This window comes from Natribaculum luteum (assembly GCF_023008545.1).
Classification (GTDB): domain Archaea; phylum Halobacteriota; class Halobacteria; order Halobacteriales; family Natrialbaceae; genus Natribaculum; species Natribaculum luteum.
The window spans coordinates 2,151,006-2,172,866 of sequence record NZ_CP095397.1 but is presented as its reverse complement, the minus strand read 5'-3'; the positions used below and the strand labels follow the sequence as shown (position 1 = coordinate 2,172,866).

Annotated in this window: 22 protein-coding genes; 7 read left to right on the top strand and 15 right to left on the bottom strand. The window is 65.5% G+C overall.

All coding sequences use genetic code 11. The annotated features are described in order from the left end of the window. The first annotated feature begins 67 nt into the window (after positions 1–67). The 3 genes from MU558_RS11205 (at position 68) to fer (ending at position 1,874) form a co-directional block, all read left to right on the top strand. Positions 68–367 carry a DUF4242 domain-containing protein gene (locus MU558_RS11205; protein WP_246966359.1) on the top strand — a complete coding sequence of 100 codons (300 nt, stop codon included), beginning with the start codon at positions 68–70 and terminating at the stop codon, positions 365–367. A gap of 35 nt (positions 368–402) precedes the next feature. Further along, positions 403–1,302, top strand: a complete 900-nt coding sequence (locus tag MU558_RS11200) for a DUF8054 domain-containing protein (protein ID WP_246966358.1) — start codon at positions 403–405, stop codon at positions 1,300–1,302. Positions 1,303–1,409: 107 nt separating this feature from the next. Next, positions 1,410–1,874, top strand: a complete 465-nt coding sequence (gene fer / locus MU558_RS11195) for a ferredoxin Fer (RefSeq protein ID WP_246966357.1) — start codon at positions 1,410–1,412, stop codon at positions 1,872–1,874. Between the two features lie 110 nt (positions 1,875–1,984). On the opposite strand, the gene MU558_RS11190 is transcribed toward fer, so the two are convergent. Then, a complete protein-coding gene (locus MU558_RS11190; RefSeq protein ID WP_246966356.1) occupies positions 1,985–3,754 on the bottom strand; it encodes a radical SAM protein in 1,770 nt (589 codons plus the stop codon). A gap of 105 nt (positions 3,755–3,859) precedes the next feature. Here MU558_RS11190 and MU558_RS11185 point away from each other — a divergent pair, with 105 nt between their 5' ends. Together MU558_RS11185 and MU558_RS11180 are read left to right on the top strand one after the other, a co-directional pair. Further along, positions 3,860–4,018 carry a DUF7559 family protein gene (locus MU558_RS11185; RefSeq protein WP_246966355.1) on the top strand — a complete coding sequence of 53 codons (159 nt, stop codon included), beginning with the start codon at positions 3,860–3,862 and terminating at the stop codon, positions 4,016–4,018. A gap of 161 nt (positions 4,019–4,179) precedes the next feature. Further along, the gene (locus MU558_RS11180; protein ID WP_246966354.1) at positions 4,180–4,605 is read left to right on the top strand and encodes an Hsp20/alpha crystallin family protein; all 426 of its coding nucleotides are present in this window, start codon (positions 4,180–4,182) and stop codon (positions 4,603–4,605) included. Positions 4,606–4,608: 3 nt separating this feature from the next. Here the strand turns inward: MU558_RS11180 and MU558_RS11175 are convergent, their stop codons facing one another. The 6 genes from MU558_RS11175 to MU558_RS11150 all read right to left on the bottom strand — a co-directional run bounded on the left by MU558_RS11175 (position 4,609) and on the right by MU558_RS11150 (position 10,869). Then, a complete protein-coding gene (locus MU558_RS11175; protein ID WP_246966353.1) occupies positions 4,609–5,805 on the bottom strand; it encodes an NAD(P)/FAD-dependent oxidoreductase in 1,197 nt (398 codons plus the stop codon). 149 nt (positions 5,806–5,954) lie between these two features. Next, a complete protein-coding gene (locus MU558_RS11170) occupies positions 5,955–6,737 on the bottom strand; it encodes a DUF7388 family protein (RefSeq protein ID WP_246966352.1) in 783 nt (260 codons plus the stop codon). 564 nt (positions 6,738–7,301) lie between these two features. Further along, on the bottom strand, positions 7,302–7,889 hold the full coding sequence (locus tag MU558_RS11165) for an NUDIX hydrolase (protein ID WP_246974954.1): 588 nt from the start codon (positions 7,887–7,889) through the stop codon (positions 7,302–7,304). A 4-nt stretch (positions 7,890–7,893) separates the two neighbouring features. Continuing rightward, a complete protein-coding gene (locus tag MU558_RS11160) occupies positions 7,894–8,397 on the bottom strand; it encodes a DUF7109 family protein (RefSeq protein WP_246966351.1) in 504 nt (167 codons plus the stop codon). A gap of 99 nt (positions 8,398–8,496) precedes the next feature. Next, positions 8,497–9,597, bottom strand: a complete 1,101-nt coding sequence (locus tag MU558_RS11155; RefSeq protein ID WP_246966350.1) for a glycosyltransferase family protein — start codon at positions 9,595–9,597, stop codon at positions 8,497–8,499. Positions 9,598–9,654: 57 nt separating this feature from the next. Then, complete coding sequence (locus MU558_RS11150) at positions 9,655–10,869, bottom strand: MFS transporter (RefSeq protein ID WP_246966349.1); 1,215 nt, start codon at positions 10,867–10,869, stop codon at positions 9,655–9,657. Between the two features lie 117 nt (positions 10,870–10,986). Between MU558_RS11150 and MU558_RS11145 the strand changes: the two genes are divergently transcribed. Then, positions 10,987–11,157, top strand: coding sequence for an HVO_0758 family zinc finger protein (locus MU558_RS11145; protein WP_246966348.1), 171 nt, complete (start codon positions 10,987–10,989; stop codon positions 11,155–11,157). Positions 11,158–11,242: 85 nt separating this feature from the next. Here the strand turns inward: MU558_RS11145 and MU558_RS11140 are convergent, their stop codons facing one another. From MU558_RS11140 to MU558_RS11125, 4 genes are all read right to left on the bottom strand, one after another. Then, positions 11,243–12,337, bottom strand: coding sequence for an aldo/keto reductase (locus MU558_RS11140; RefSeq protein ID WP_246966347.1), 1,095 nt, complete (start codon positions 12,335–12,337; stop codon positions 11,243–11,245). Positions 12,338–12,413: 76 nt separating this feature from the next. Further along, positions 12,414–13,613, bottom strand: coding sequence for a DHH family phosphoesterase (locus MU558_RS11135; RefSeq protein ID WP_246966346.1), 1,200 nt, complete (start codon positions 13,611–13,613; stop codon positions 12,414–12,416). A 59-nt stretch (positions 13,614–13,672) separates the two neighbouring features. After that, complete coding sequence (locus MU558_RS11130; protein ID WP_246966345.1) at positions 13,673–14,569, bottom strand: SDR family oxidoreductase; 897 nt, start codon at positions 14,567–14,569, stop codon at positions 13,673–13,675. Positions 14,570–14,638: 69 nt separating this feature from the next. Further along, positions 14,639–15,064: a DUF5791 family protein gene (locus MU558_RS11125; protein ID WP_246966344.1), complete on the bottom strand. Its 426-nt coding sequence runs from the start codon at positions 15,062–15,064 to the stop codon at positions 14,639–14,641. Between the two features lie 153 nt (positions 15,065–15,217). On the opposite strand from MU558_RS11125, the gene MU558_RS11120 reads away from it, so the two are divergent. Continuing rightward, positions 15,218–16,420: an outer membrane protein assembly factor BamB family protein gene (locus tag MU558_RS11120; RefSeq protein WP_246966343.1), complete on the top strand. Its 1,203-nt coding sequence runs from the start codon at positions 15,218–15,220 to the stop codon at positions 16,418–16,420. A gap of 48 nt (positions 16,421–16,468) precedes the next feature. Here MU558_RS11120 and MU558_RS11115 read toward each other — a convergent pair whose 3' ends face one another. Genes MU558_RS11115 through MU558_RS11100 form a run of 4 tightly spaced genes read right to left on the bottom strand, consistent with a single transcriptional unit; the run spans position 16,469 to position 21,840 of the window. After that, positions 16,469–19,828, bottom strand: a complete 3,360-nt coding sequence (locus tag MU558_RS11115; RefSeq protein ID WP_246966342.1) for a DUF7286 family protein — start codon at positions 19,826–19,828, stop codon at positions 16,469–16,471. Next, complete coding sequence (locus tag MU558_RS11110) at positions 19,825–20,811, bottom strand: DUF7284 family protein (RefSeq protein WP_246966341.1); 987 nt, start codon at positions 20,809–20,811, stop codon at positions 19,825–19,827. The genes MU558_RS11115 and MU558_RS11110 overlap by 4 nt, the downstream gene beginning before the upstream one ends. After that, positions 20,808–21,266, bottom strand: coding sequence for a DUF7285 family protein (locus MU558_RS11105; RefSeq protein ID WP_246966340.1), 459 nt, complete (start codon positions 21,264–21,266; stop codon positions 20,808–20,810). Before MU558_RS11105 ends, MU558_RS11110 begins: the two co-directional genes overlap by 4 nt. Continuing rightward, positions 21,244–21,840, bottom strand: coding sequence for a DUF7283 family protein (locus tag MU558_RS11100; RefSeq protein WP_246966339.1), 597 nt, complete (start codon positions 21,838–21,840; stop codon positions 21,244–21,246). Before MU558_RS11100 ends, MU558_RS11105 begins: the two co-directional genes overlap by 23 nt. Between the last annotated feature and the right edge of the window lie 21 nt (positions 21,841–21,861).

Here is a 21,861-nt window from a genome sequence, read left to right as displayed (position 1 = left end):
ACCGGCGAAACACCTCAGCAATATTTAGAAATTGTTACAACCGGTTCTGTGGACAGTCCCATGTGTCATGTCAGATAATGGCACGCGCGAGTTTCTAATCCTCCGAGAGTTAGACGAGCCGATCACGTACGACGAACTCGACGAGGCGGCGACGGCGTCCGGCGAGACGCTCGAGAACCTCCGCGAGGAGGGCGTCGACATCAGCTGGGAGGAGTCGGAGGTGCTGACGAACGACGAGGGAAGCGTCGTCGGAACCTTCTGTCGGTACCGGGCCGAGAGCGAGGACGCGGTGAGAGAGCACGCAGAGCGGGCCGGCCTTCCCGCGACGAAAGTCACGCGACGGGGCGAGCCGCTCGAGGGGGAGTAGCGCTCGAACCACGAGACCGACGCTGACGAAGTTTTATGGTCCAGTTCGTGTCACCAGCTACCAGACACGTCATGCGCCTCGTCAGCGACCTGGCTGGCCGCCTGCGACAGCCGGAGTACACCGGCAGCAACCGGTGTCTGCCGTGTACCGCGGTGAACGTGACCATCGCAGTCGGCCTGGCGACGGCGATCGGCTTCTACACCACCGTTCCGGCGGGACTGCTGGCGTTTCTCGCCTGTGTCGGCGTGATCTACGCCAGGGGCTATCTCGTCCCCGGGACGCCGACGCTCACGAAGCGATACCTGCCCGCGTCCGTCCTTCGGCTGTTCGGGAAGGCGGCGGTCCAGGAGCGGACGCTCGAGTGTGGCGCGGACGAGCCCGTCTGGGCTGCGCTCACCGACGCGGGAGTCACGACGCGTGCTGCGTCGGACGACGGCCTTCGCCTCACCGACGCGTTTCGGGATCGATGGCACCGCGAGCGACGACGATACCGCGACGTCCCGCCGTCGCTCGAGGAGGTCGCCGCGGTCGTCGACGCCGACGAGATCACGGAACGCGACACGCTGGCGTTTTCGGTCGACGGCGCTCGCTTGCTCGAGTGGGACTCCAAAGCGGCGCTGGTCGCGGACGTCGCCGCCGCGCGGGTGCTCGACGACTGGTTCGCCGACTGGGACGAGGTCGACCGCGACGCGCGACTCGACGTCCTCCTTCGACTGCGGCTCCTGCTCGATCACTGTCCAGCGTGTGGCGGCGACGTCGACCGGGACCACGAACGCGTCGATCCCTGCTGTCAGAAGGCACGGACGTACGTCTGGACCGAGTGTGCAGACTGCGAGGCCGTCGTCGCCGAAATCGCGGTGCCAGACTCGAACCTCGAGGAGTGGGCCGAACTCGGCGACGTCGGCGAGCGTGCGACGTCCACCGCGTCCCGATGAACGTGAACGATCGGAGCCGATCGATCGGCACCGACGGCCCCGCTCGTGGCGTCGGCGAATCGAGAACGTCCGCGACTGTTATGTGTCCACACGGCAAATGAGAACGCATGTCAACGGACTTGCCCAACATTCGCGTCGGCCGTGACGCTGAGGGGGACGACGGGGACACGCGCACGCTCGAGTATCTCAACTACGAGGTACTGGACGAACGTGGCTGGCGACTGGACGACGACGACCTCTTCGAGAAGGCTGCGGTGGCGGACCTCGATCCGACGGATTACGGGCGCTTCGAGGTGGCGAAAAACCGGTACATCCTCGACGCAGCTGAAGACAACGGCTACGACTGGCCCTTCGAGTGTCGCGCCGCGTCGTGTGCGAACTGCGCCGCTATCCTGCGCGAAGGCGAGGTGTCGATGGACATGGACCTCATCCTCACCGAGGAGGAAGTCGAGGAGAAGAACATCATCCTGACGTGTCAGGCGGTCCCGACGACCGACGAGGTCAAGATCGTCTACAACGCGATGCACCTCCCGTACCTCCAGGATCGCGTCATCGGCGTTCGGGAAGTCTGAGTCTCCGCCGACGCGCCGCACGACCGCTCGTACGGACCACTGTAAGTCCTTACCGCAGCGACCGCGTCCCGTCGGGCGGTCGCCGCGGAAAATAGTTACAGCAGACCGTATCAGTCGGCCTGCTCGCTCGAGCGGGCGGTCGCGAACCGCGAGAGGTCGACCTCGGCGTCGACCCCGGCGTCGGCGACCGACTCGTAGGGCCGGTTGACCACGATGTCGCCGGCCCGCCGTTTCCCGACGCCCGGAACTGTGGTGAGTTCGTCCATCGATGCCGCGTTGAGATTCAGCGGGTACGGGACCCCCGTGACCGACCGGTAGCCGTGGTCGACGACCGCGACGTCGATCGTCTCGCCGATGGGGCGCTCGCCGGGAATCGCGACCAGTAGCGGGTAGGTGCCCAGCTGGCGGCCGAAGGTCCGGCCGTCCTGGTGGTACTCGAGGTGGACGTCCGGGAGGACGGTTCCGGGCGGCGCGACCCGTTCGAGCATCGGGTTGTCGATCTCCTCGCGCACCTGGCGCTTGTAGGGTTTGAACTGCTTTTTGTGCTCGCGGGCGATCTCCGCGCCGGTATCGGACATCTCGGTGCCGGCGAACGCCATCACCTGGCGGACGTTCACCCGCCGGAGCATCAGCCCCTCGTCGTAGATTCGACGGAGGAACTCGAGGTTGTGCTCGTAGGTCTCCTCGCGCTCGCCTTTGAGCCCGTGGACGAGGTTGATCCCCGGGAGGAGTTTGGGGAGGCGATTCGGGGCGTTCTCGCCGGTCGAGGGGCCTCGCGGCTTCGCCGCTCGGCTTCCCGAGGCGCTGTGCGCCTCGCCCTCCTCTCCCGGCCGCCAGCCCCCCTCCTCGTTGACGATCCGGACCGCCTCGAGACACTCCTCCGTCGAGACCGCGAGATTGTTCTCCTCCTGGACGACGGGGTCGGCCGATTCGAGGCCGAACGCCGCCGTGTCGCCGGGCGTGTTGTGCTCGGCGATGATCCGGATACCCTCCCGCGAGGCCTCGGGCCACTTCGCGATCGTGATCGGGTTCATGTTGTCGAGATGCAACGTCTCGAGGTCGGGGGCGACCTCGCGGATGCCGCCGTAGAGGTCGCGAAGGGCGTCGGGGTTCGGCGCTTCGCCGTCGCCGCCGTAGGCCAGGATGTCGGCCTGCCGGCCGAGCCGGAAGTGCTTGATCCCGTGGTCCGAGAGGGCGTCGACCTCGTCGACGACCGTCTCGGGCGGCCGGAAACTCGGGTTGCCGTACAGCGGTTCGGTACAGAACGAACACCGGTAGGCACAACCGCGGGAGGTCTCGAGTTCGCAGATGAGGTAGTCGGGGTGGTTCGGGTGCTGTTCGACGACGAACGCGCCTTTCCTGGCCCACTGCGTGACCTCGGGGACGTCGCGCATCCGATCGTTGAACCCCTCGAGGCCGTTCTCGACCAGGTCGTAGGCGGCAGCCTCGACGTCGCCTTTCGCGACGAAGTCGAAGTCCAGGTCCTGGCGTTCGGTCTCGATCGCGCCCGCGTTCTCGTCGCCGACGCCGAACTTGACCGGACCGCCCATGAGACTCGTGCCGCTCGCGGTCCAGGCCAGTTTGCGGACTTCGTCGGGTTCGGCGGGCGTCCCACCGACGTACTTGCCGGGGACGGTCATCCCGCCGAGGTAGATCAGCAGGTCGGCCTCGTCGACGTCCCGCCACCGGTCGGGGTCGTCCCGCAGGGCGTCGATCGTGTGGTAGGTTATCCGGTCGGGAGCGACGCCGGCGTCGACGAGCGCGCCGGCCGTGTACCGGGGGTACGTCGAGACGTACGGCGGGACCCCGAAGTGCGCCGGCTCGTCGACGTAGCCGTCGACGAGCGTGACTGTGAGCGAGTCGGGATCGGGGTCGGACATGACCCGACGTAGCCACTCGAGGCCTAAAACGGTGACTACACGACGGTCCCGGCGTCCGGAACCGGGACCCGTGCGTTGATGGTCGTCCCGCCAGTAGGGCCGTCTATGCCCGCGACACTCGAGGTCGTCTGTACGGACGACGACTGCACGCTCGACATGTTCGAACTGCACTACACCTACGACATGCCCGACGACACGACCGTCGACGACTTCTCGTGTCCGTACTGCGGCGGGACGAGTTGTCTCGAGGAGATCGAACTCTGACGGTCGGTCAGCGTCGATCCCCACCACCGAAAATCGTCTGACGTTTATTTAATTTGTACCAAAATCAATAAGAATGCGGGTGGCGTAGGCTATCGTACCGACATGGAGTACTCCACTTTTCGCCGCGACCCGCTTCCGGTCCCTGTCGGAGGTGACGCCCCGTGAGTTTCAGAGACGTCAGTCGGTCCGTCGGCAGCAAACTCTATCGCCAGATCGGACGCGCGAGCAGCCACGTGCAAGAACACAGATCGCTCCCCGTCGACGTCCTCGAGAACGACGACGCGTACCTCGTCGTCTTCGACGCCCCCGGAGCCGAGAAAGAGGACGTCCAGGTCCGGTATCTCGACGCCACGGTGAAGATCCGGATCGATCGGTTCCGCGAGTTCTACGAAGGCTTCGACATGCGCTTTCCCGGGAGGGGGATGGCGCTCGACGGCGAGGCCGAACTGCCCGACGACGCGGTGGTCGACCCCGACGCCGGAACGGCCCGCCTGACCGAGCACGGAACGCTGAACATCGAGATTCCAAAGGAAACGTCGTCCGAAGAACCGGAAGACGACACAGAGCGGATCGAGATCGACGAATAGCGCTCACCCGCCGTCGATCCGCATTCCCTCCACGATTTCGAACTCCTCCTCGCCGGGAAACCGCGTCGGATCGAACGCGTCGACGCCGTCGTCGCCAAGTATCTGTCCGGCGATCCGTTTCCCGATCGCTGGCGCACGCATGAAGCCGTGTCCCTGGAATCCGGTCGCGACGTAGACGCCGTCGCGGAGCTCGCCCACCAGCGGGTCCCCGTCTGGCGTCGCCGTACAGAGTCCGGCCCAGGCGTCGCTCACCTCGAGGTCGACGTCGGGGAATCGCTTCCCGATCCGTGCGACGGTGTCGTCGACGAAGTCGGAGTCTGCGGTTCGGTCGTAGTCGTCCGGGTCCGCCTCGACCGGTTCGGTGCCGTCGCCCGCCAGCAGTCCGTCGGGATGGGGGCGGACGTAGAAGTCGCCGGTCGCGTCGTAGCACATCGGCTCCTCGAGGTCGGCGTCGGCGACGAGCGCCTGCACCCGGTAGGGTTTCATCGCGATCGGAACGTCGGCGGCCGCGAGCACCCGCTTCGTATGTGCGCCCGCGGCGACGAGGACGGCGTCGACCTCGCGCTCTTCGCCGTCCTCGAGCGCGACTCGCGGCGGATCGATCCGCACATCGACCGGCGCGTGCGTCTCGAGGGTCGCCCCGGCACCGGTCGCCGCCGCGGCGAGACAGGCCGTGTACCGCGCTGGATCGGTGTAGCCGGCCGCGCCGGCGATGCCAGCCACCGCGACGTCGTCGACCCGGAGCGCGGGGAACCGATCGGCGAGCGCGTCGGCGTCCATCTCGAGGGCGACGACGCCGTGGTCTTGCATCCGCGAGACCTGCTCGCGGATCGTCGCGGCGCGCTCCTGGTCGTCCTCCCGGGCCAGCCAGACGTACGGACACTCCCGGAACGGGAACGTATCGTCGCCCGACAGCGCACGGAAGCGTTCGATCGCGTCGCCGGCGATCTCGGCGTCGAGTCCGTCGGCGAAGGCGTCGTAACAGATCCCGGCGGCGCGACCGCTCGAGCCGGAGGCGACGGTCCCTCGATCGTACAGCGTCACGTCGGCACCCTCGCGTGCGAGATCGTAGGCAGCCGTCGCGCCGACGGCACCGGCACCGACGACGGCGACCTCGAGTCCCGCGCCCCGGTCGACGAAGGCGTCGGCCCCGACGGCGAGGTCGGGGCCGGGATCGCCACCGCTCGACTCTCCGTTCACCGTCGATCACCCGGCCAGTCCGCGTCGCGTCGATCCGCGGCCGTCGTCGTTCGTTCGACCAACAGCGTCATGCAGGTGGCTGGGAGTGGCACCCACTTACCTGTGGGTGATTCGACTCGCAGCAGGCGCTCGAAAACGGGGCGAATCGATCACTCGAGCAGCGACTCGAGACCCAGCGCGGGGTAGCCGACGATCGTCGTCGCGCCCGCCTCCCGAAGGGCGTCGGCCTGCTCGCAGACCTCGCCGGCGGTGCCGACGAGCGCGTAGTCGTCCGCGGCGGCGAGTAAGACGTCTCGAGTGCGTCCCGTCGCCGTCGCGTCCGTCGTCGAATCGTCGGGCAGCGCCCGTGTGACCGGGCGGCGGCGGGCGACGTAGCCCCCGACGGCGTCGAGCACGGCGTCGTCGTCGTCGGTGAGGACGGTCGGGGCGTAGACGGCCACGTCGCCGTCGAACCCGGCGGCACGGAGGCCGCGGAGTTCGCGCTCGGTCGTCCGCGAGAGCAGGTCGTACTGCGTCGCGCCCGTCGCCATCGCGATCCGTTCGACGCTTTCGGTGCCGACCCACGCGTCGGGGGCGGTCTCGAGCGCTGTGCCGAGACGCGGTGCGACGGCGCGTCGTTGCTCCTCGGCGGAGAGGTACGCCGGGTGGCCGGCCACGAGGACGCGCCCGACACCCTCGGGAATCGTCGAGAGCAGCGAGTCGTCGCCCAGCGGGTCGAACCCGTCGGCGCGAACCGGCGTCGTCAACAGGGCGTCCCCGTCGGCGGCGAGCGACTCGAGCGTCTCGCGGTCGGGAAGGTACTCGCGTCCCTCGTAGTCGATCGCGACGGTGTCGACCGGGACGGACGTGGCCCTCGAGACGTCGCACTCGGCGGGTTTGACGGCGATGGCGTCCAGGCCAGCGCGGGAGAACACGCTGGCGTCCGTCAACATCGACGACCACCTCGCGCGACGGAGAAGAGTCTACGAACGGTACGGATGCGGAACTCGATCCATCGTCTGTGCGACCATGTACGGCGAGATCCGCGACACGCGGGCAAAAAGGTAACGCCCCGACAGGTGGCCTACTACCGGTCTGGCGACGCGCCCGTCCGACTCGATCCGATCGGGGGCACATCTACGCCTGTATTTTGAAGGGACAGGACAACGTTTGTCGCTCGACAAGTCGTCAATGCAGTCGCGTTCCGGCCTCGTCGGAACGCCGAGCCGACAGCCGTCCCGGTAACGCGGGATCGGCGGAGTCCATGGCTCGAATTGCCGAACGACAGCCCGGATCAGGCACCGACGCGAGACGGAATCGCCGCGACGTGCGCTCGTGATCCATACCTCGCACGTCGGCGCGCGATCCCGGTCGATCGCGTCACATGTTGTCCATCCTCAACTTTCGGCCGGACCGCTCGTGGTGTCACTCGAGCGGTCGTCGGCCACCCCCACCCCCAACCCATCCAACCAGACGATGCGATGAGAGTGACGATCGGTCGACGTCGTCGGAACCGCTCACGTCGACGACCGGTCGACGCGTTCCGGCGCTTCGAACTCGGTCGCCAACTCGAGCAGTTGGACGAGGATCCGCCCCGTCGCCCCCCAGACGGTGTAGCCGTCGACGTGGAAGTAGTGGATGACGACGTCGCCGTAGTAGGGGTGTGACCGGCGATCGTACTCGTAGTTGTCGGGATCGAGCAGTTCCGACAGCGAGAGGACCGCGATCTCGGCGACCTCGTGTTCGTCCGGCACGTACTCCCGGTCGGGAACGCGGGCGACAAACGGCGTGACGGCGTACTCGGTCACCGTCCGGATGTCGTCGAGCTGGCCGACGACCTCCGCCTCCGTCTCCTCGAGTCCGATCTCCTCGTAGGCTTCCCGGAGGGCGGTGTCGAGGATCGTCCGATCCTGTCGCTCTGCACCACCGCCCGGGAAGCTCATCTGGCCGGGATGTTCGCCGAGATGATCGGCGCGCTTGGTGAACAGCAGGTGGTGTTCGCCGTCGCGGTCGACGACGGGCGCGATTACGGCTGCGTCGTACTCCTGATCGTCGATTTCGACCGGTTCGTGGCCGGCGACCGGCTCGAGGTTCATTCGTACCATCTCGTCAGTCGAGTTCATCGTCGAGGCGAGCGCGTTCGTCCGCGAGGTCGATCGGTGCCCACGTTTCGATGTCGTAACTTACGTCCAGTAGCTCCCGAACGCGTTCGTCGTCGTCCTCCTCGAGCGCGTCGATCGCTGCCCGTGCGAAGCGCTCGAAGACCTGCTCGCCGAGCGCCCCGCGGTCGGGCGATCGGGGCTCGATCTCGAGGATGTGCGGGAGGTCGTCGGCGTGTTCGGGCGGCGAGGGAAACGCTGTCGGTCCGGCGACCAGCAGTGGCTCGTCGAGGGAGGCGGCGGTCGAGCGTTCCGCCGGCGGTGCGATCCGCTCGTAGCGGACGAGTGCGAATCGCTCGATAGCGTCCTCGATGGCGTCGTCGACCGTCGCGCCGTCGACCGACTGCCCGTCGGTTCGAAACGCGAGTTCCGAGAGCGCACGCTCGAGTTCGTCACGGGTCAACCCGCCGAAGAGGTCGACCACGCCGGCGAGTTCATCGGCGGTCGCGTCCATGCGGGAGACAACGAGGAGTGGTCAGATTAGTCTTGTGCGCCTGAAATCACACGCCAGTAGCGGGAACGTCCGATCCTGGAACCGTCCGGACCGGCGGACCTATCCCTCCAGCCACGGCGTCGCCGCGGCGACGACCGCCTCGGGCGCGAACGGAGCGTCGGTCCACGGCGGCAGGCGTCGGTCGGAATCCGGCGGCCGGATCGCCTCGGCGTAGCGGTCGAGCTGTTCGCGTTCGGCGGCAGCGTCGTACTCGAGGCCGTTGAACGCGGCGTCGGCGCGGTACTGGTCGATCAGTCGCCGGCCCGTCTCCCGGTACCGGTCGGGAAGTGCCTCGTAGTCGGGGTCGACGCCGTGGTCCTCGAGGACGGACAACAGCGCGTCGGCGACCTCGCGGCTCATCCCCTCGAGGCCGGTGTCGCCGGCGACCGAGCGGTGGTCGTGTTCGTGCCGGCCGAGGTCGACCTGCGCCGTCCCCGAGAAGCCGGCGTGCTCGAAGGCGTCCCCCAGTGTAGCGACCTCGAGGCCCCAGGCGCGTGGGGGTCGCAATCGCCGGACGAGGTCGGCCGTCGCGGCGAACTCGCCCGCGAGCGCGTACCGGAACGCGCCCAGATAGTCGACGATCGGCGCGTCGTGTTCTGCCTCGAGCGTCCGGAGGAGCGGTTCGTAGAAGAGCCGACAGAGTCGCCCGTAGAGGCGACCGTTTTCCACGCGGGCGTAGTACCCCTTCGAGAACACAAACCCCATCTCGAGCGGAGCGAGCAGTCGGGCGACGTGGCCGGCCTCGTAGCTGCTCGCGTCCGCGTCGTGGACGACGACGTGTTCGCAGGTCGCCGCCGCTGGGCCGAGAGCCAGCCAGACGTCCCTGCCCTTGCCGAAGCCGTTCGCCAGTCCCGCGTCGGTCAACAACTCCTCGACCGCCGGCGCGTTACACCAGAGGACGCGGATCGCGAGGTCGAAGGACTCGAGCCACTCGCGAAACGACTCGATCCGCTCGGGGGCCGCGCGGACGGGAACGAAGACGGCGGCGGGGTCGACCCGCTCGAGTTCGGTCAGGACCCGTTCTGCGGCGAGGCTCGCGTGTTCCCGGTCGGTCATCGGGACGACGACGGCGGCGTCGGTCGCCCGCCGCTCGCGGGCACCGGCGGGCGACTCCCCGGGCAGGTCGTGGAGCGTCGCGATTCGCTCCTGTACGTACTCCATCAGTCGCCCCTTCGGGCGGACGGTGAAAACGACCACGACTCCGGCGAACCGTTCGCGTTACCCGTTCACGCCGGTGGGCACCCGTCCGACGGCGTTCAGCGCGGCCAGCACGAGGATGATTCCGGCGATTCCGACGGCGGACGCCTGGAGGAGGTCGTCGTACCCCACCCCGAGGTCCACGAGCGTTCCCAGAACGACGCTTCCGGTCGCCTGGATCGGCATCATCGTCCCGCTGTACAGCGCGTACGCACTGGCGCGGTTCTCGTCGGGAAACGAGGCGAGCAGGTAGGTGTCGACGGCCGGAAAGAAGCTGTGGGCGACGTAGCCGGTGACGGCGGTGACGACGAGAATCGCGAGCACGCTCTCGACGACGGTCAGCGCGACCAGCGACGCGCCGAACCCGACCAGGATCGAGAGCAACAGCGGGACGAACCGGACGCGGTCAGCGACGTAGCCAGTGACGGCGAAGGCCGGAACGCCAGCCGCAAAGAGAATCGTCAGGAACGTCCGCGCTCGGGGCTCGGAGAACTCCTTGACCTCGACGAGATAGGTCACATAGAAGTTGAACAGGCCGTTCCAGACCAGCCCCGCGAAGCCGATGACGAACACTCCCGTCGCGATGATCGGCCACTGGCGCTCGAGTGCGACGCGCAGACGGCGGTCCTCGGTGCCAGCCGTCGGGAGCGTTGTCCGCCTGGCGGTGACAGAGAGCGCGACCGTCGAGACGACGGCGGCGATCGAAATCGTCAGGAAGACCACGCGCCAGGCGGCGATCGGCCACGTCACGGCGAAGTACGCCCCGACCATCAGCGGTGCGACCACCGCCGCGACCTGGCTCGAGGTGCCGTGGATCCCGATCGCCCGCCCGACGCGCGTCGGAAACAGCTCACTGACGAGCGGGTTCGCCGAGACGAAGTAGACCCCGCTGGCGACGCCCATGAGCAACGCACCCGCGTACAGCACCTCGAGCGAAGTCGCCGTCGCGGCAAAGGCCGAGGAGCCGGCGAGGACGAGCCCGGAAGCGAGCACGAGTCGGTGTCGCGGAAACTTCGTCAGCAGGTAGCCGGTCGGAACTCGAAGCGACGCGCTGCCGATCCAGGCGAGCGTCGCCAGCAGGCCGACCTCCCCCGCGCTCGCGCCGAACGTCGCCCGGAACGGCTCGAGCAGCGGCGCGTAGATCACCCGACCGAGGTTGACGAGAAAGACCATCGCACACAGCGACGCGAAGACGGAGCGTCGCCCGCCGAATCGTCCGTTCGACGCGTCGCTCATGGATGGAATCTGACCGTCTAACACTTCAACAGTTCCGAGTCGACACGGAACTATCAGGTGGGATAACAGTCACAGAAGCCCCGGTCTTTTTCTCCCCTACCTCCGAATGGGACGAACATGAAATCGATCCGGAAGGCACTTCGAGACGGCGAACTCGTCAAGGACACCTACGAGCGAGTCACCTGTGCGGAGTGTGGCAAGCCACTGAAGACGGAGAACGATCCGGACACGATCACGACGATCCGGCGGTGTCCCGACTGCGGGAGCGAGTGGAAAGAGCTTCGCTAGCTCGCACTTCCGGCCGTGAAAACAGTTACAACCGACAGTATCACAACCGACAGTATCACAACCGACAGTATCACAACCGACAGTATCACTCGAAGACGGCGTCGAACGCGTCGGCACCGAGCGGGTCGAACGTCCCCGCAGCGACGTTCTCTTCGACGTGTTCTACGCGGCTCATCCCGACGAGCGACGACGTCACGCCCGGTGCCGACCGTGCGAAGTTGATCGACCGCTGGGCTGTCGTCTCGCCCTCGAGCTGGGCGGCGACGTCGGTCGGAATCTCCTGGGCGAGATCTCCCTGTGCGATGCTCGCGCTCGTGAAGACGTCGAGGCCCGCGTCGGCGGCGAACCAGAGCGCCGACTTCCGCCCGTCGGGCGTCTCGTGGGCTTCGACCGTAAACGCGTCCGCCATGACCACGTTGAACGGGAGCTGGATCGCCCGGAAGTGCGTCCCGCTGGCGTCCGTGTCGGCCTCGCGGGCCGCCGCCCTCGCACGCTCGACGACCGCCGGCAGCGAGAGATACGACGGGTGATCTTCCGGAACCCGAAAGGCCTCCCACGTCGCGACGCCGTAGTGGGCGATGTCGCCGTCGGCCACCCGCTCCTCGAGTCGCACGAACGTCTCCTCGAGCTGGTCGTAGACCTCCTCGCGGGAGCGCTCGCGCAGTTGCGTCTCCGGGTTGTGGACGTAGTAGAGGTCGATGGTGTCGACGCCGAGGTTCTCGAGCGAGCGATCGAGCTGGTCGTCGATGTAGTCGGGCGCGATACAGTGACTCCCCGCCACGAGGTCCTCGCGGTCGACGAGACCCGTGTCGACATACTCCGATTTGACGTACTGCCCCGGATTCTCCGGGCGTTCGCCGTCGAACGGGACGAACCCGCCTTTCGTCGCGACGAGTACCGCGTCCCGGTCGACGTCCGCCTCCTCGAGGACCCGCCCGATCACTCGCTCGCTGCGCTGACAGCGATAGTTGATCGCCGTGTCGAGGACGTTACAGCCGCGCTCGAGGGCGGTGCGGATCGATGCCTCGTAGCGGTCGTCGACCTCGTCGGTCGGCTCTCCGAGGTATGTGCCAAGCCCGATACTCGAGACGAGGCCGTCGTCGAATCGCCGGAAGTACGTCCGCCCGAACTCCTCGTGGTGGGCGTCGCGATAGTCCCACGTCGCAGATCCGGTTGCCATGGGCCGACGTAGGGTCGTCCGAAATAAAAACGCGGCTACTGACCGCCGACGTGGCTACGCTCGAGTCGCTTCTGGGTTACCGCTCGCCGGACAGCGCAGCGAACAGTCGGTCCTCGAACTCGTCTCTGCTGATCCCGTCCGAGGGACCGATCCCGTGCATGTGGTCGACCGATAGCTGACCGCCGCCCATCCGCGCGTGACCGCCCGCGTTCGCCATCGGAATGTCGCTTACTGCGTTCCGGAGCGTCTCGCCCATGTGCACCCGGTCGTCGCGCGATCGACCGGAGAGGTGGACCGTCCCGTCGTTCTCGCCGTAGACGACCACCGCCGTCACCCCCTCGAGTTGCATGAGTTCGTCTGCAGCCTGTGGAATCGCGTCGACGTTACCGATCTCGCCGACGTCACAGATCGCGAACGACCCCTCGACGCGTTTCTTCTTGATCGCGTCGGCTTTGATCTGCAGGACCTCGTCTGCCACCTGGGGGTTGGCGATTCGATCGAGCAGATCCTCGTCGATCCCCGAAAAGAGAAACGCCGCCGCGTCGAACTCCGCCGCAGAACAACCCTTGGTCAGGTGATTCGTATCGGACAGAATACCGTACAGGAGCCCGGTCGCGAGTTCGGACGAGACGGTGAGTCCGTCCGCAGACTCCGTCTCGTCGTCATCCATCGTCGCGCCGAGTTCCTCGAGGTACTCGACGACGACCGTCGACGCCGCACCGTAATCCGTCCGGATGTCGGTAAACGACGTCCCCGCGCCGTTTCCGGGGTGATGATCGACGACCGCCACCGGTTCGATCATTTGCGCACCGGGAAACCCACGGGGGACGTTGTGGTCGGCGAGAACCACCGTCTCGGACGCGAGGTCCGCTTTCGTCTCGACGTGATCCAGGTCGAGTTCGAGGACCGTCCGGAATGCCCGGTTCTCCTGGTGGCGGATCTCACCAGCGTACTTGAGCGTCGCATCCGTGTCGGCGGACTCGGCGATCCGCGCGATACCCATCGCAGTCGACATCGCGTCAGGGTCCGGGTTCGGGTGCATCAACACCGTCACCTCGTCGTGCTTCCCGAGGACGCGTCTGAGACGGACCCCCGGCGGCCGCCGGAGCCAGCGGACGGCCCACCACCCGCTGACGAGCAACGTGATGACACCGAGCACCAGCAGCGAAAGTACCAGCGGGTCGACGTCTCCCAGCACGTCGACCGCCCTGTCGACGACCAGCACGTCGTCGACGCCCGGCACCACGCCGGTCGTCCGGGCGATCTGGTAGCTCATACCCCACACTCAAAGTGAACGACCAAGAACTTTCTCCCTCGTTCGTCGACTGTCCAGCGTCACTGACAGTCGCGTCGGAACGCCTCGAGCGCGTCGCGATACCCCTCACGAAACGTCGGATACACGAACTCGTATCCCAGTTCGTGGAGCAACGCGTTCGAGCACCGTTTGCTGGTCAGAATTCGCCGCCGGGCCGCCTCCGACAGATCGTCGTCTGCCAGTCGCTGTTCTTTCGTCCGCTTTGGCGGCCGCTCGACGCCACACTCGTCGGCCAACCAGTCGGCGAACGACCACTTCGATACCGGCTCGTCGTCGACCACCTGGACGACATCGCCGCGCGCGAGATCGTCCTCGAGCAGGAACCGGACCGCACCCGCGGCGTCGTCACGATGAACCATGTTCAGATATCCTTCCGTCACCGGCCCCCCGAGGTAGCGCTCGAGTCGATACCGATCGGGACCGTACAGCCCGGCGAATCGGGCGACTGCCCCGTCGTACCCGAACGCTGCCGGCGTCTCGAGTGCGACCCGCTCGGCCTCGGCCAGCACCTCCGTCTTTGGCGTCGTCGGCTCGATTGGCGTCTCCTCGTCGACCCAGTCGCCGCCGTGGTCGCCGAAGACGCCGGTCGAGGAGGTGTACACCAGCCGCTCTGGCGGCTCGTCCCGCGTGCCGAATGCCTCGATGGCCGTCTCGAGGCCGTCGACGTACACCTCGCGGGCCGCCTCGGCACCACGGCCGCCGCTGCTCGCCGCGAACACGAGCGCGTCGACGTCCGGCACCGCCTCGAGCGACGACTGGTCGGTGACGTCGGCTCGAACGCCCTCGAACCCGTTCTCTTCGATCGCCGCCACGCCCGCCCCGGACCGACGGACGCCGATCGGTTCGTGTCCCGCCTCGAGAAGCTGTCGACCGAGTTCGAGGCCGACGTATCCACAGCCCAGAATGGCAACGCGCATACTCGAACTCGGGAGTCACGGCCTATAATCACACCGCTCGTCGAACCGTCGCTGTCAGCGGATTACCGTTCAGGGTGCCCCGTCAGCGATCACGTACTGGACGTGGACGTACTCCTCGAACGACATGGGCGCTCGCCGCTCGATCTTCTGCTGGATCTCCTTTGGATCGAGCTCGAGCTCGAGTTCGCTCGCGACCGTCTCCACGTCGAGCACCGCCGTCGACATCCCCAGCAGGAGGTGCTCACCCGCCATCTCGACGATCGTCTCCGCGTCCGGCTCGCCGTCGGAGAGCGCCTGAACCTGTGCCGCGTCCTCGAGCGAGAGCGCAGGCGAATCGCCGTCGACCAGCGCCTCGAGCGCCTCCCGGTCGACGTCGGTGGCGTCGGCGGCCGTCTCGAGTCCCACTCGATCGACGATTTCGGCCAGGTCGTCTTCGTACTCCGCGCGCAGCTCTGCCGGCGAGTCCGGCACCGTCATCCGCTGCTCGTAGAACATATCCGACCCGAGGACCGTCGACCTGATAGGAATTGCCATCGCCGACCGCCGTGTCTCGAGGTGGTCGAGAAGGTACCGCCAGGAGTTATGTTCACACTCATTCACCTATAATTGCTAAGTTTTATTATTCGAACCAATATATCTCGAGTGTCGATGGAACGGACGACCTCCCGCCGGCACTGGCTCGCCGCCTGTGCCAGCACCGCCGCTGCCGGCCTCGCCGGCTGTCTCGGAAGCGACGACGACCGCGACTCGAGTGGCGACACCAGCGGTTCCGGCCTCCTCGGAATCGGCGGCGACGACACGCTGGTCACGCCGGACTCCTGGCCGATGTACGGCGTCGACGCTCGAAACACCGGCCACCACCCCGATACGACCGGCCCGAAAGACGACGTCACCGTCCGCTGGACCGTCGAAGCCGACGACTCGTTCGAGACGAGTCCGGCCGTCGTCGACGGGACGCTCTACGCGGGTTCGCACGACAACTACCTCTACGCGATCGACGTCGAGACAGGTGAGACAGAGTGGCGAGCCGACCTCGGAACGCTCGTCCGCTACAATCCTGCCGTCGTCGACGGTACCGTCTACAACGGTGCCCATACCGACATGTACGCACTCGAGGCCGACAGCGGGGACGAACTCTGGCACGAACAACTCGAGCGGGGACGGTGGGGTCACGCTGTCCCGGTCGGCTCAGATGTCTACGTCACTGACGGCTACTCTCTTATTTCGCTCGGTGGGGAAACCGGCGACCAAAACCAGGTAGCAGGACTCCACGATGGTGCGTCTGCAGCACCTGCTGTAGCTGACGGTCTCGCTTTTGTCGGGACGTGGGACCAACTCCGAGCGATCGACCTCGAGACCGGTGAGGAAGAGTGGCGATTCAAGAATGAAGACGAAGAGCGGATGACTGTCAGCGACCCGGCCGTCGTCGATGGGACCGTCTACGTCGGCAGTAGCGATCACAATCTCTACGCGATCGATGCCGACACTGGTGACGAAAAATGGCGCTTCGAAGAATCTAGTGATACGATCTATTCAAGCCCCTCAGTCACCGGTGGTAGCGTCTACATTGGCAGTAGTGACAACTATATTTATTCAGTTGACGCCAACACCGGTGAAAAACAGTGGGAATATGAAACTGGTCTTGGGATCAGAGCAAAACCAGCGATTGTTGATGATACTCTATATATTGGTTCGGGGGATGGATCCATATACGCACTGGATCAAGAAACGGGGAATCAAATTTGGACATTCAAAACCGAGGGAATCGTATGGTCAGGACCGGTCGTTCTTAATAAATCCGTTTACGTGACCTCGAACGATGGCAATATCTACGCTCTTGAAGAAGTTTGACTTAATTATAACCTTATGAATAAGTCATATGGGATTATATATGTTTGACTAACAATCTGCCTCTTGTGAATCTTGGTTAACATCACCGGCATTCGGCCACGTTGCCGAACACTCCGTCCGCTCCCCTGTTCGATCGCCGACACCGATTCTACCAGGGGGAACCACGATTAGGACCATCGTTCGACTCGAGAAAGAAATCGGCTCAGCGTGACCGATAGTGTGGGTGGTATCGTCTCCCTTAAGTTGAACGGGTTCTCCGTCGCGGATGTATGTCGTACCTCCGACTGTCACAGGCGTTCCCGAACTCGCCTGTAGTTCGAAGCGGGCGTACTCGCCCTCAACTTCGATGTCCCAGACGTTGGCAGTCACGTACCACGACCCCGGGATCGGCATGATTGGCATGCCCGCCGGGATCCGACTCGGCGACAGGTTACGGGTTTCGTTGTCCTTGTTAGTCAGCCATTCTTCTTCAAGTTTTGTGGCGTTGACCGAGTCGTTTTGGACCCGATATTCGATCACGTCTCTGGTAACTTGATCAAGTTCATCTCGAACTCGTTCATTAATCTGATTTAGATCGTCACGATCAACAGAATCGATCACACCTTCATCTAAAGAATTACTCAATTCGTACACTATCACAGATGATGCGTGTTCTCTCCAAATCTCTGTATTATCATAGGGTGTGTCATCCGGTATTTCTAGTTCTTGTTTCACTATGCTGCGAACTTGCTTTGCACCTTCTTGACCACCGAGTTTAATCGCCTGTTGTCCAACATTTCCAAGAGATGGAAACACCTCGTTTTTAAGAGTTTTTTCGATGTGGTCTTCTTTACCACTAAGGTGATCGGTATTAGCGGCCCTTTCCGCTGTTTTTCCGGCAATCGCATTAAGCTCATTTTCTATTTCTGATTTTAGTTGCGCTCGTCTGAAAGATAAGAAATCATCATCTTCCTTGATTTCTGCAGCCAACTCGGCAGCCTGAAGCATCTCCCCTGCAGTTCGTAGTGTGATAACCTCCTCCGTCTCGTCGCTATCGTCGAAGTAATCCAGCACTTCAACCAACCAGTCCGCCGATTTCTCGTTGTACGGCACCGCAAACCAGTTGTAGTTCTTCGCCGCCATCGGCGCGTGCTCGCCGTCGCCCACCGCCGGCACCTGCTCGCGCTCGACCGTCTCGAGTGACAGATACGTCGGCGACCCGGCAGGCGTGAACGTGACGTTCTCGAGAAGCGGCGATCCCTCGAGTTCGCCCTCGTGTTCGGTGACGTTGCCCGCGAGGGCGTCCTGGGCGAAGGTCGTCACGTCAGCGAGTGCGTCGTCGGTCGCGTCGACCTCGTCGTCGAGTTCCTCCTCGAGTGCGTCCTGGGTATCCGCGTGGGTGTCGGCGACGTCGTCGATGTGGGCGAGGAGCGTCTCGAGGTAGATTTGTCGGACTTCGACGCGAGCCTTGTCCGCGACGCTGTCGTAGGCACCGTTCGGATCACCCTCGTAGACGTACCGTCGTTCGTCGTCGACTTTCGTTTTCAACTTCTCGAACGGCTCGCCCTGGATGATCTCGTGGCGTTCGAACTCGTGGCTGACGCCCGCAACCTCGTCGCGGAGCCGCGCCAGATCGTGTGCGATCTCGACCGTGAGCAGCTCCGTCGATGGATCGGCGTCGATCGTCGCGCTGTCGGTGATTCGGAACTCGCGTTCGAGGGCTGCTGCGCTCTCGATCGCCTCGGTATCGGTGAGTTGTGCCTCGAGTTGTGACTCGAGCGAGCGGTCGGGATCGAGTCCGAGCAGGCGCTCGAGGGTGGCGTCCGGAACGCCGTCGTAGTTGTCCGAAAGCGGGGCTGGCCACCCGCCGGGATCGTAGTCAGTCTCGATGCCGTTGTAGTCGACGTCGGCGTCCGGGTGCTCGCCCGAGAGCGTGATCTCGATCTCGAACTCCGAGGTCGACGTGTCGTTCGCCGTGACAGCCGCCGGCAGCCCGGTCTTCGATCGGTTGCCCTCGTAGCGCCACTCCAGTCGCTCGTAGTGTTCGTTGACGACGGTGACGTGGAAGGTGTGGTAGTCGGTCTCGAGACGTGACGTGTCTGGATCGTGTGCGACGTGGTCGACGCTCGCGGTCGACGTCGTCGTGGTGTCCTCGATCAGAGACGGGTCGCTCCAGTTGTCAGGATCGGTGGACGTCTCGGGCGGTGGCGTAACGTCCGGTTCGTCGTGGTCGTCGACGACGTGCGAGACGTCCGTACTGGCCTCGATCTCGTGGATATCGTCGATCACGTCGTCGATCTCGCCCTCCGCGAGCACCTCGGCGAACGCGACGTCGGCGACCTCGTTGACAGAGATCGTCTCCGTCGCATCCATGCCGGGTGTGGCAGCCAGGAGATCCGACGTGTCCGGCGGTGGCGGTAGTTCGCCTTCGACGTCGCCGTAGACGTAGTCCAGACCGGTACAGATCTCCTCGGCGTTGACGACTGCCGGCTCCTCGTCGTACGTTCCCTCGTAGACTTCTTCGGCGTCTTTCGCCGCCAGACAGCCCCACGCGTTCATCATCGTCCGTTGTTCGTACGGATCGGTGGTTCCGAACACCGCCCGCTGTGTGGTGAAGACGGCGTCGTTCGCCAGCACCTCGACGTGGCGGTTGGCGATCACCTCCGTGACGGGTGCACCCCCGTACTGGGCGTAGCCACGCGCCCAGCTCAGTGGGTACGTTCGTGCGGCGAAGTACCGACCGAATCCGTCGTACCCATCCGCCTCGAAGAAGCCCGTATTCAGTTGCCGTTCGTACTCCTGGGTCTTCTGCCGGAGTTCGAACAGCGTCGTCGCGACCGTGACCGTGACGTCCTGCGTTCGTTCGGCGACCCGTTCGCCGTCGCGCTCGACTGCAATGGTGACGTCTTCGACGGTCACCTCGAGGAGACCGGGCTCGAGAGAGCCGTCGCCCCCACGTTCGATCCCCACTCTGTCGATCGCGTCAGCCGCCGACTGCTGGCCGTTCTCGAGTGAGGGAACGGAGACTTGCGTCACGGTGTCGTCTCGAATCGTCTGGCCGGCGTGTGCGAGCCCTGCCTCGAGTTCGCGGTAGATCCGCAGTCGCAGGGACCGCTCGAAGACCACGTCGGCAGTCGGGCCGTCGATCGCTCGACCCCACGGATCCGCGGCGTTTGCGTCGGTGACGGGATCGCTGGCAGCGTCGTTTGCAGCACTGACGACGGCGTTTCGAAGCGTCGTCTGCGTCGCCGCTGCCGTGCGGTCCATCGCGAGCGACGGGTCGACGTCCGGCCGTGGGTCGGGTCTGGACTCGAGTACGCCGACCATCGTCACGCTGCTGACCAGCAACAGGACGCCGATCAGCGCGAACGGGATGCGGGCGCGGTCGTCGTCTGCGATCGGAACCGTCGGCCATCGATCGCCGGTCACGGCTCTCGCCCCCAGGTTCGCACGGTTATCGTCACGTCGCCCGTCGAGACGGTTTCGGCGATCGCCTCGCCGATCTCGCCGTCGTGCTCGTCGACGGGATATCGCCGCTGGATGTCCTCGACGTCGGACGCGAGTTCCGCCTCGAGGTCGGCCGCGATCAGCACCGCGAGTTCGTCGGTGAGTTTCTCGTTTGCGGCCGTCACGTTGGCGTTGGGTCGGCTCACGACACCGTCCTCGGGATCGAGGTCAACGCCGAGAATGTCGGCCAGCCGTTGATATCGATAGACGACGAGCGCACGATCGACGCTCTGGCGCTCGAGTGCGAGTCGGCTCTCTGACGGCGGCAGGTAGCCGTCGACGATCGCCGTCGCGATCGGTCGCGCGGCGGCTTCGAAGCCACCGCGTTCGTAGGCGGCCGTGATCCGATCGTCGTCGACGGGAGGGACCCCGCTCGCGACGGTCATCGTGGCAGTACTGACGTCTGCGTCCGACGGCGGCTTCCGCCCCGCGGTCGCCCGGCCCTCGATCGACGAGCCGTCGTGTGGGGTCCAGACGGCGACGACGTGGACGTCGTCGGTCGCACCCTGCAGGACGCCCATCGCGGTTCGATCGACGGCGTCCTCGAACTCCTCGCCGGCGGCGGTGAGTCGCCGATCGTCGAACCGGACGTTCGTGACGGCGGCGTCGGCGAGCAGCGCCGCCGTCGGTCCGTGGGCGACGCGGGCGTACGCCTCGTCGTCGAAATCGGTGTCGTCGAACGTGCCAGTGTCGTCGGTTCGCGCGACCGGTCGGAGGGAGTACTCGACCGACGTCGTCGTCGACGCGAGCGTCTCCGCGGTTCGGTCCGCTTCGGCGTGGGTGGGTGCCCGGTCACCGTCCTCGAGAAAGAGCGCCAGCGTCGTCACCGCTGCACTGACCAGCAGCAAGAAGAGCGCGACGTCGACGACGGTGCTGATGGCGCGGTCGCGAGCGAAGCGCGTCATCGCGACCAGACCTCCACGCGAAGACGACCACCGCGAACGTCACCGGCGGGTACGTCCTCGAGTTGGACCCCGATCGGCCGACTCGCCGATCGCGTCTCGGCCGGTGGTGTGACGCTGGCTCGCGGTGTCCCGGCGGCATCGACGAAGAACGACGCGACCGTTTCGCAATCGCCATCGTCCGCGGTCGTCGTCACCTCGAGGTAGACGTTGTACCCATCTGGCAGCCGTCCGGGTGGAACCGAGAGGTCGTCGGTGGACTCGTCGAAGATGCCGTCCGCTCCGGCGTCCGTCCACGCACGCTCGAGGACAGTTTCTTCGACGGCGCGATCGCTTACGCCGGGCGAGACGTCCGCGACGAATCCGGCGTAGATCGTCAGCCCGACGCCGACCGCGAAGACGGCGGCGAGTGCACCGAGCGGTTCGGTCTGCCCTCTACGCGACGACGAGCGTGACATGGTACTGCTCCGTGGTGCGGTCGTACTCGATCCAGCTGTACCTGTTCGAGAGGGCATCCCGGCTGCTGTCGCCGTCCACCCAGCCGAAGAACAGGCGCAGCGCTCGCCACTGCCAGCCAGCGTCCCAGCTGATCGTCCTGACCGTCAACCGGCCGGTCGAGGGGTGCCACTCACCGGCGTTGTCCTCGTGGGCGTCCTCGAGCGCGTTCACGAAGTCGACGACGGCGAACGGTCCGTCGAACTCCGTTCGCAGTGGCGTCCCGTCCGTGACGTTCTCGAGTCGGTCGTGTCCCGTCACGGGAACCACGCTGCCGTACGCGACGCTCGCGTGTGCCGTGTCGCCGTCGTCGCGCAGCGAGATGCGTTTCGCGTCGAGTCGGACCTCCTCGGCGTCGTGTTCGTAGGTGACGGTCGCATCGTACGGATTGCCAGCCGCCCTGTCGATGGCGTTTGCAGCCGCGTTCGCGTCGGGTGGCGGCGTCGACGGTAACTCGAGTGCGACGCCGGCGACGGCGACGCTGACGAGCGCGACACCGGCCCAGACGAACCACGCGTCTGCAGGTGCTTCGAACATGGCGGGGATGGCCGCGGATTC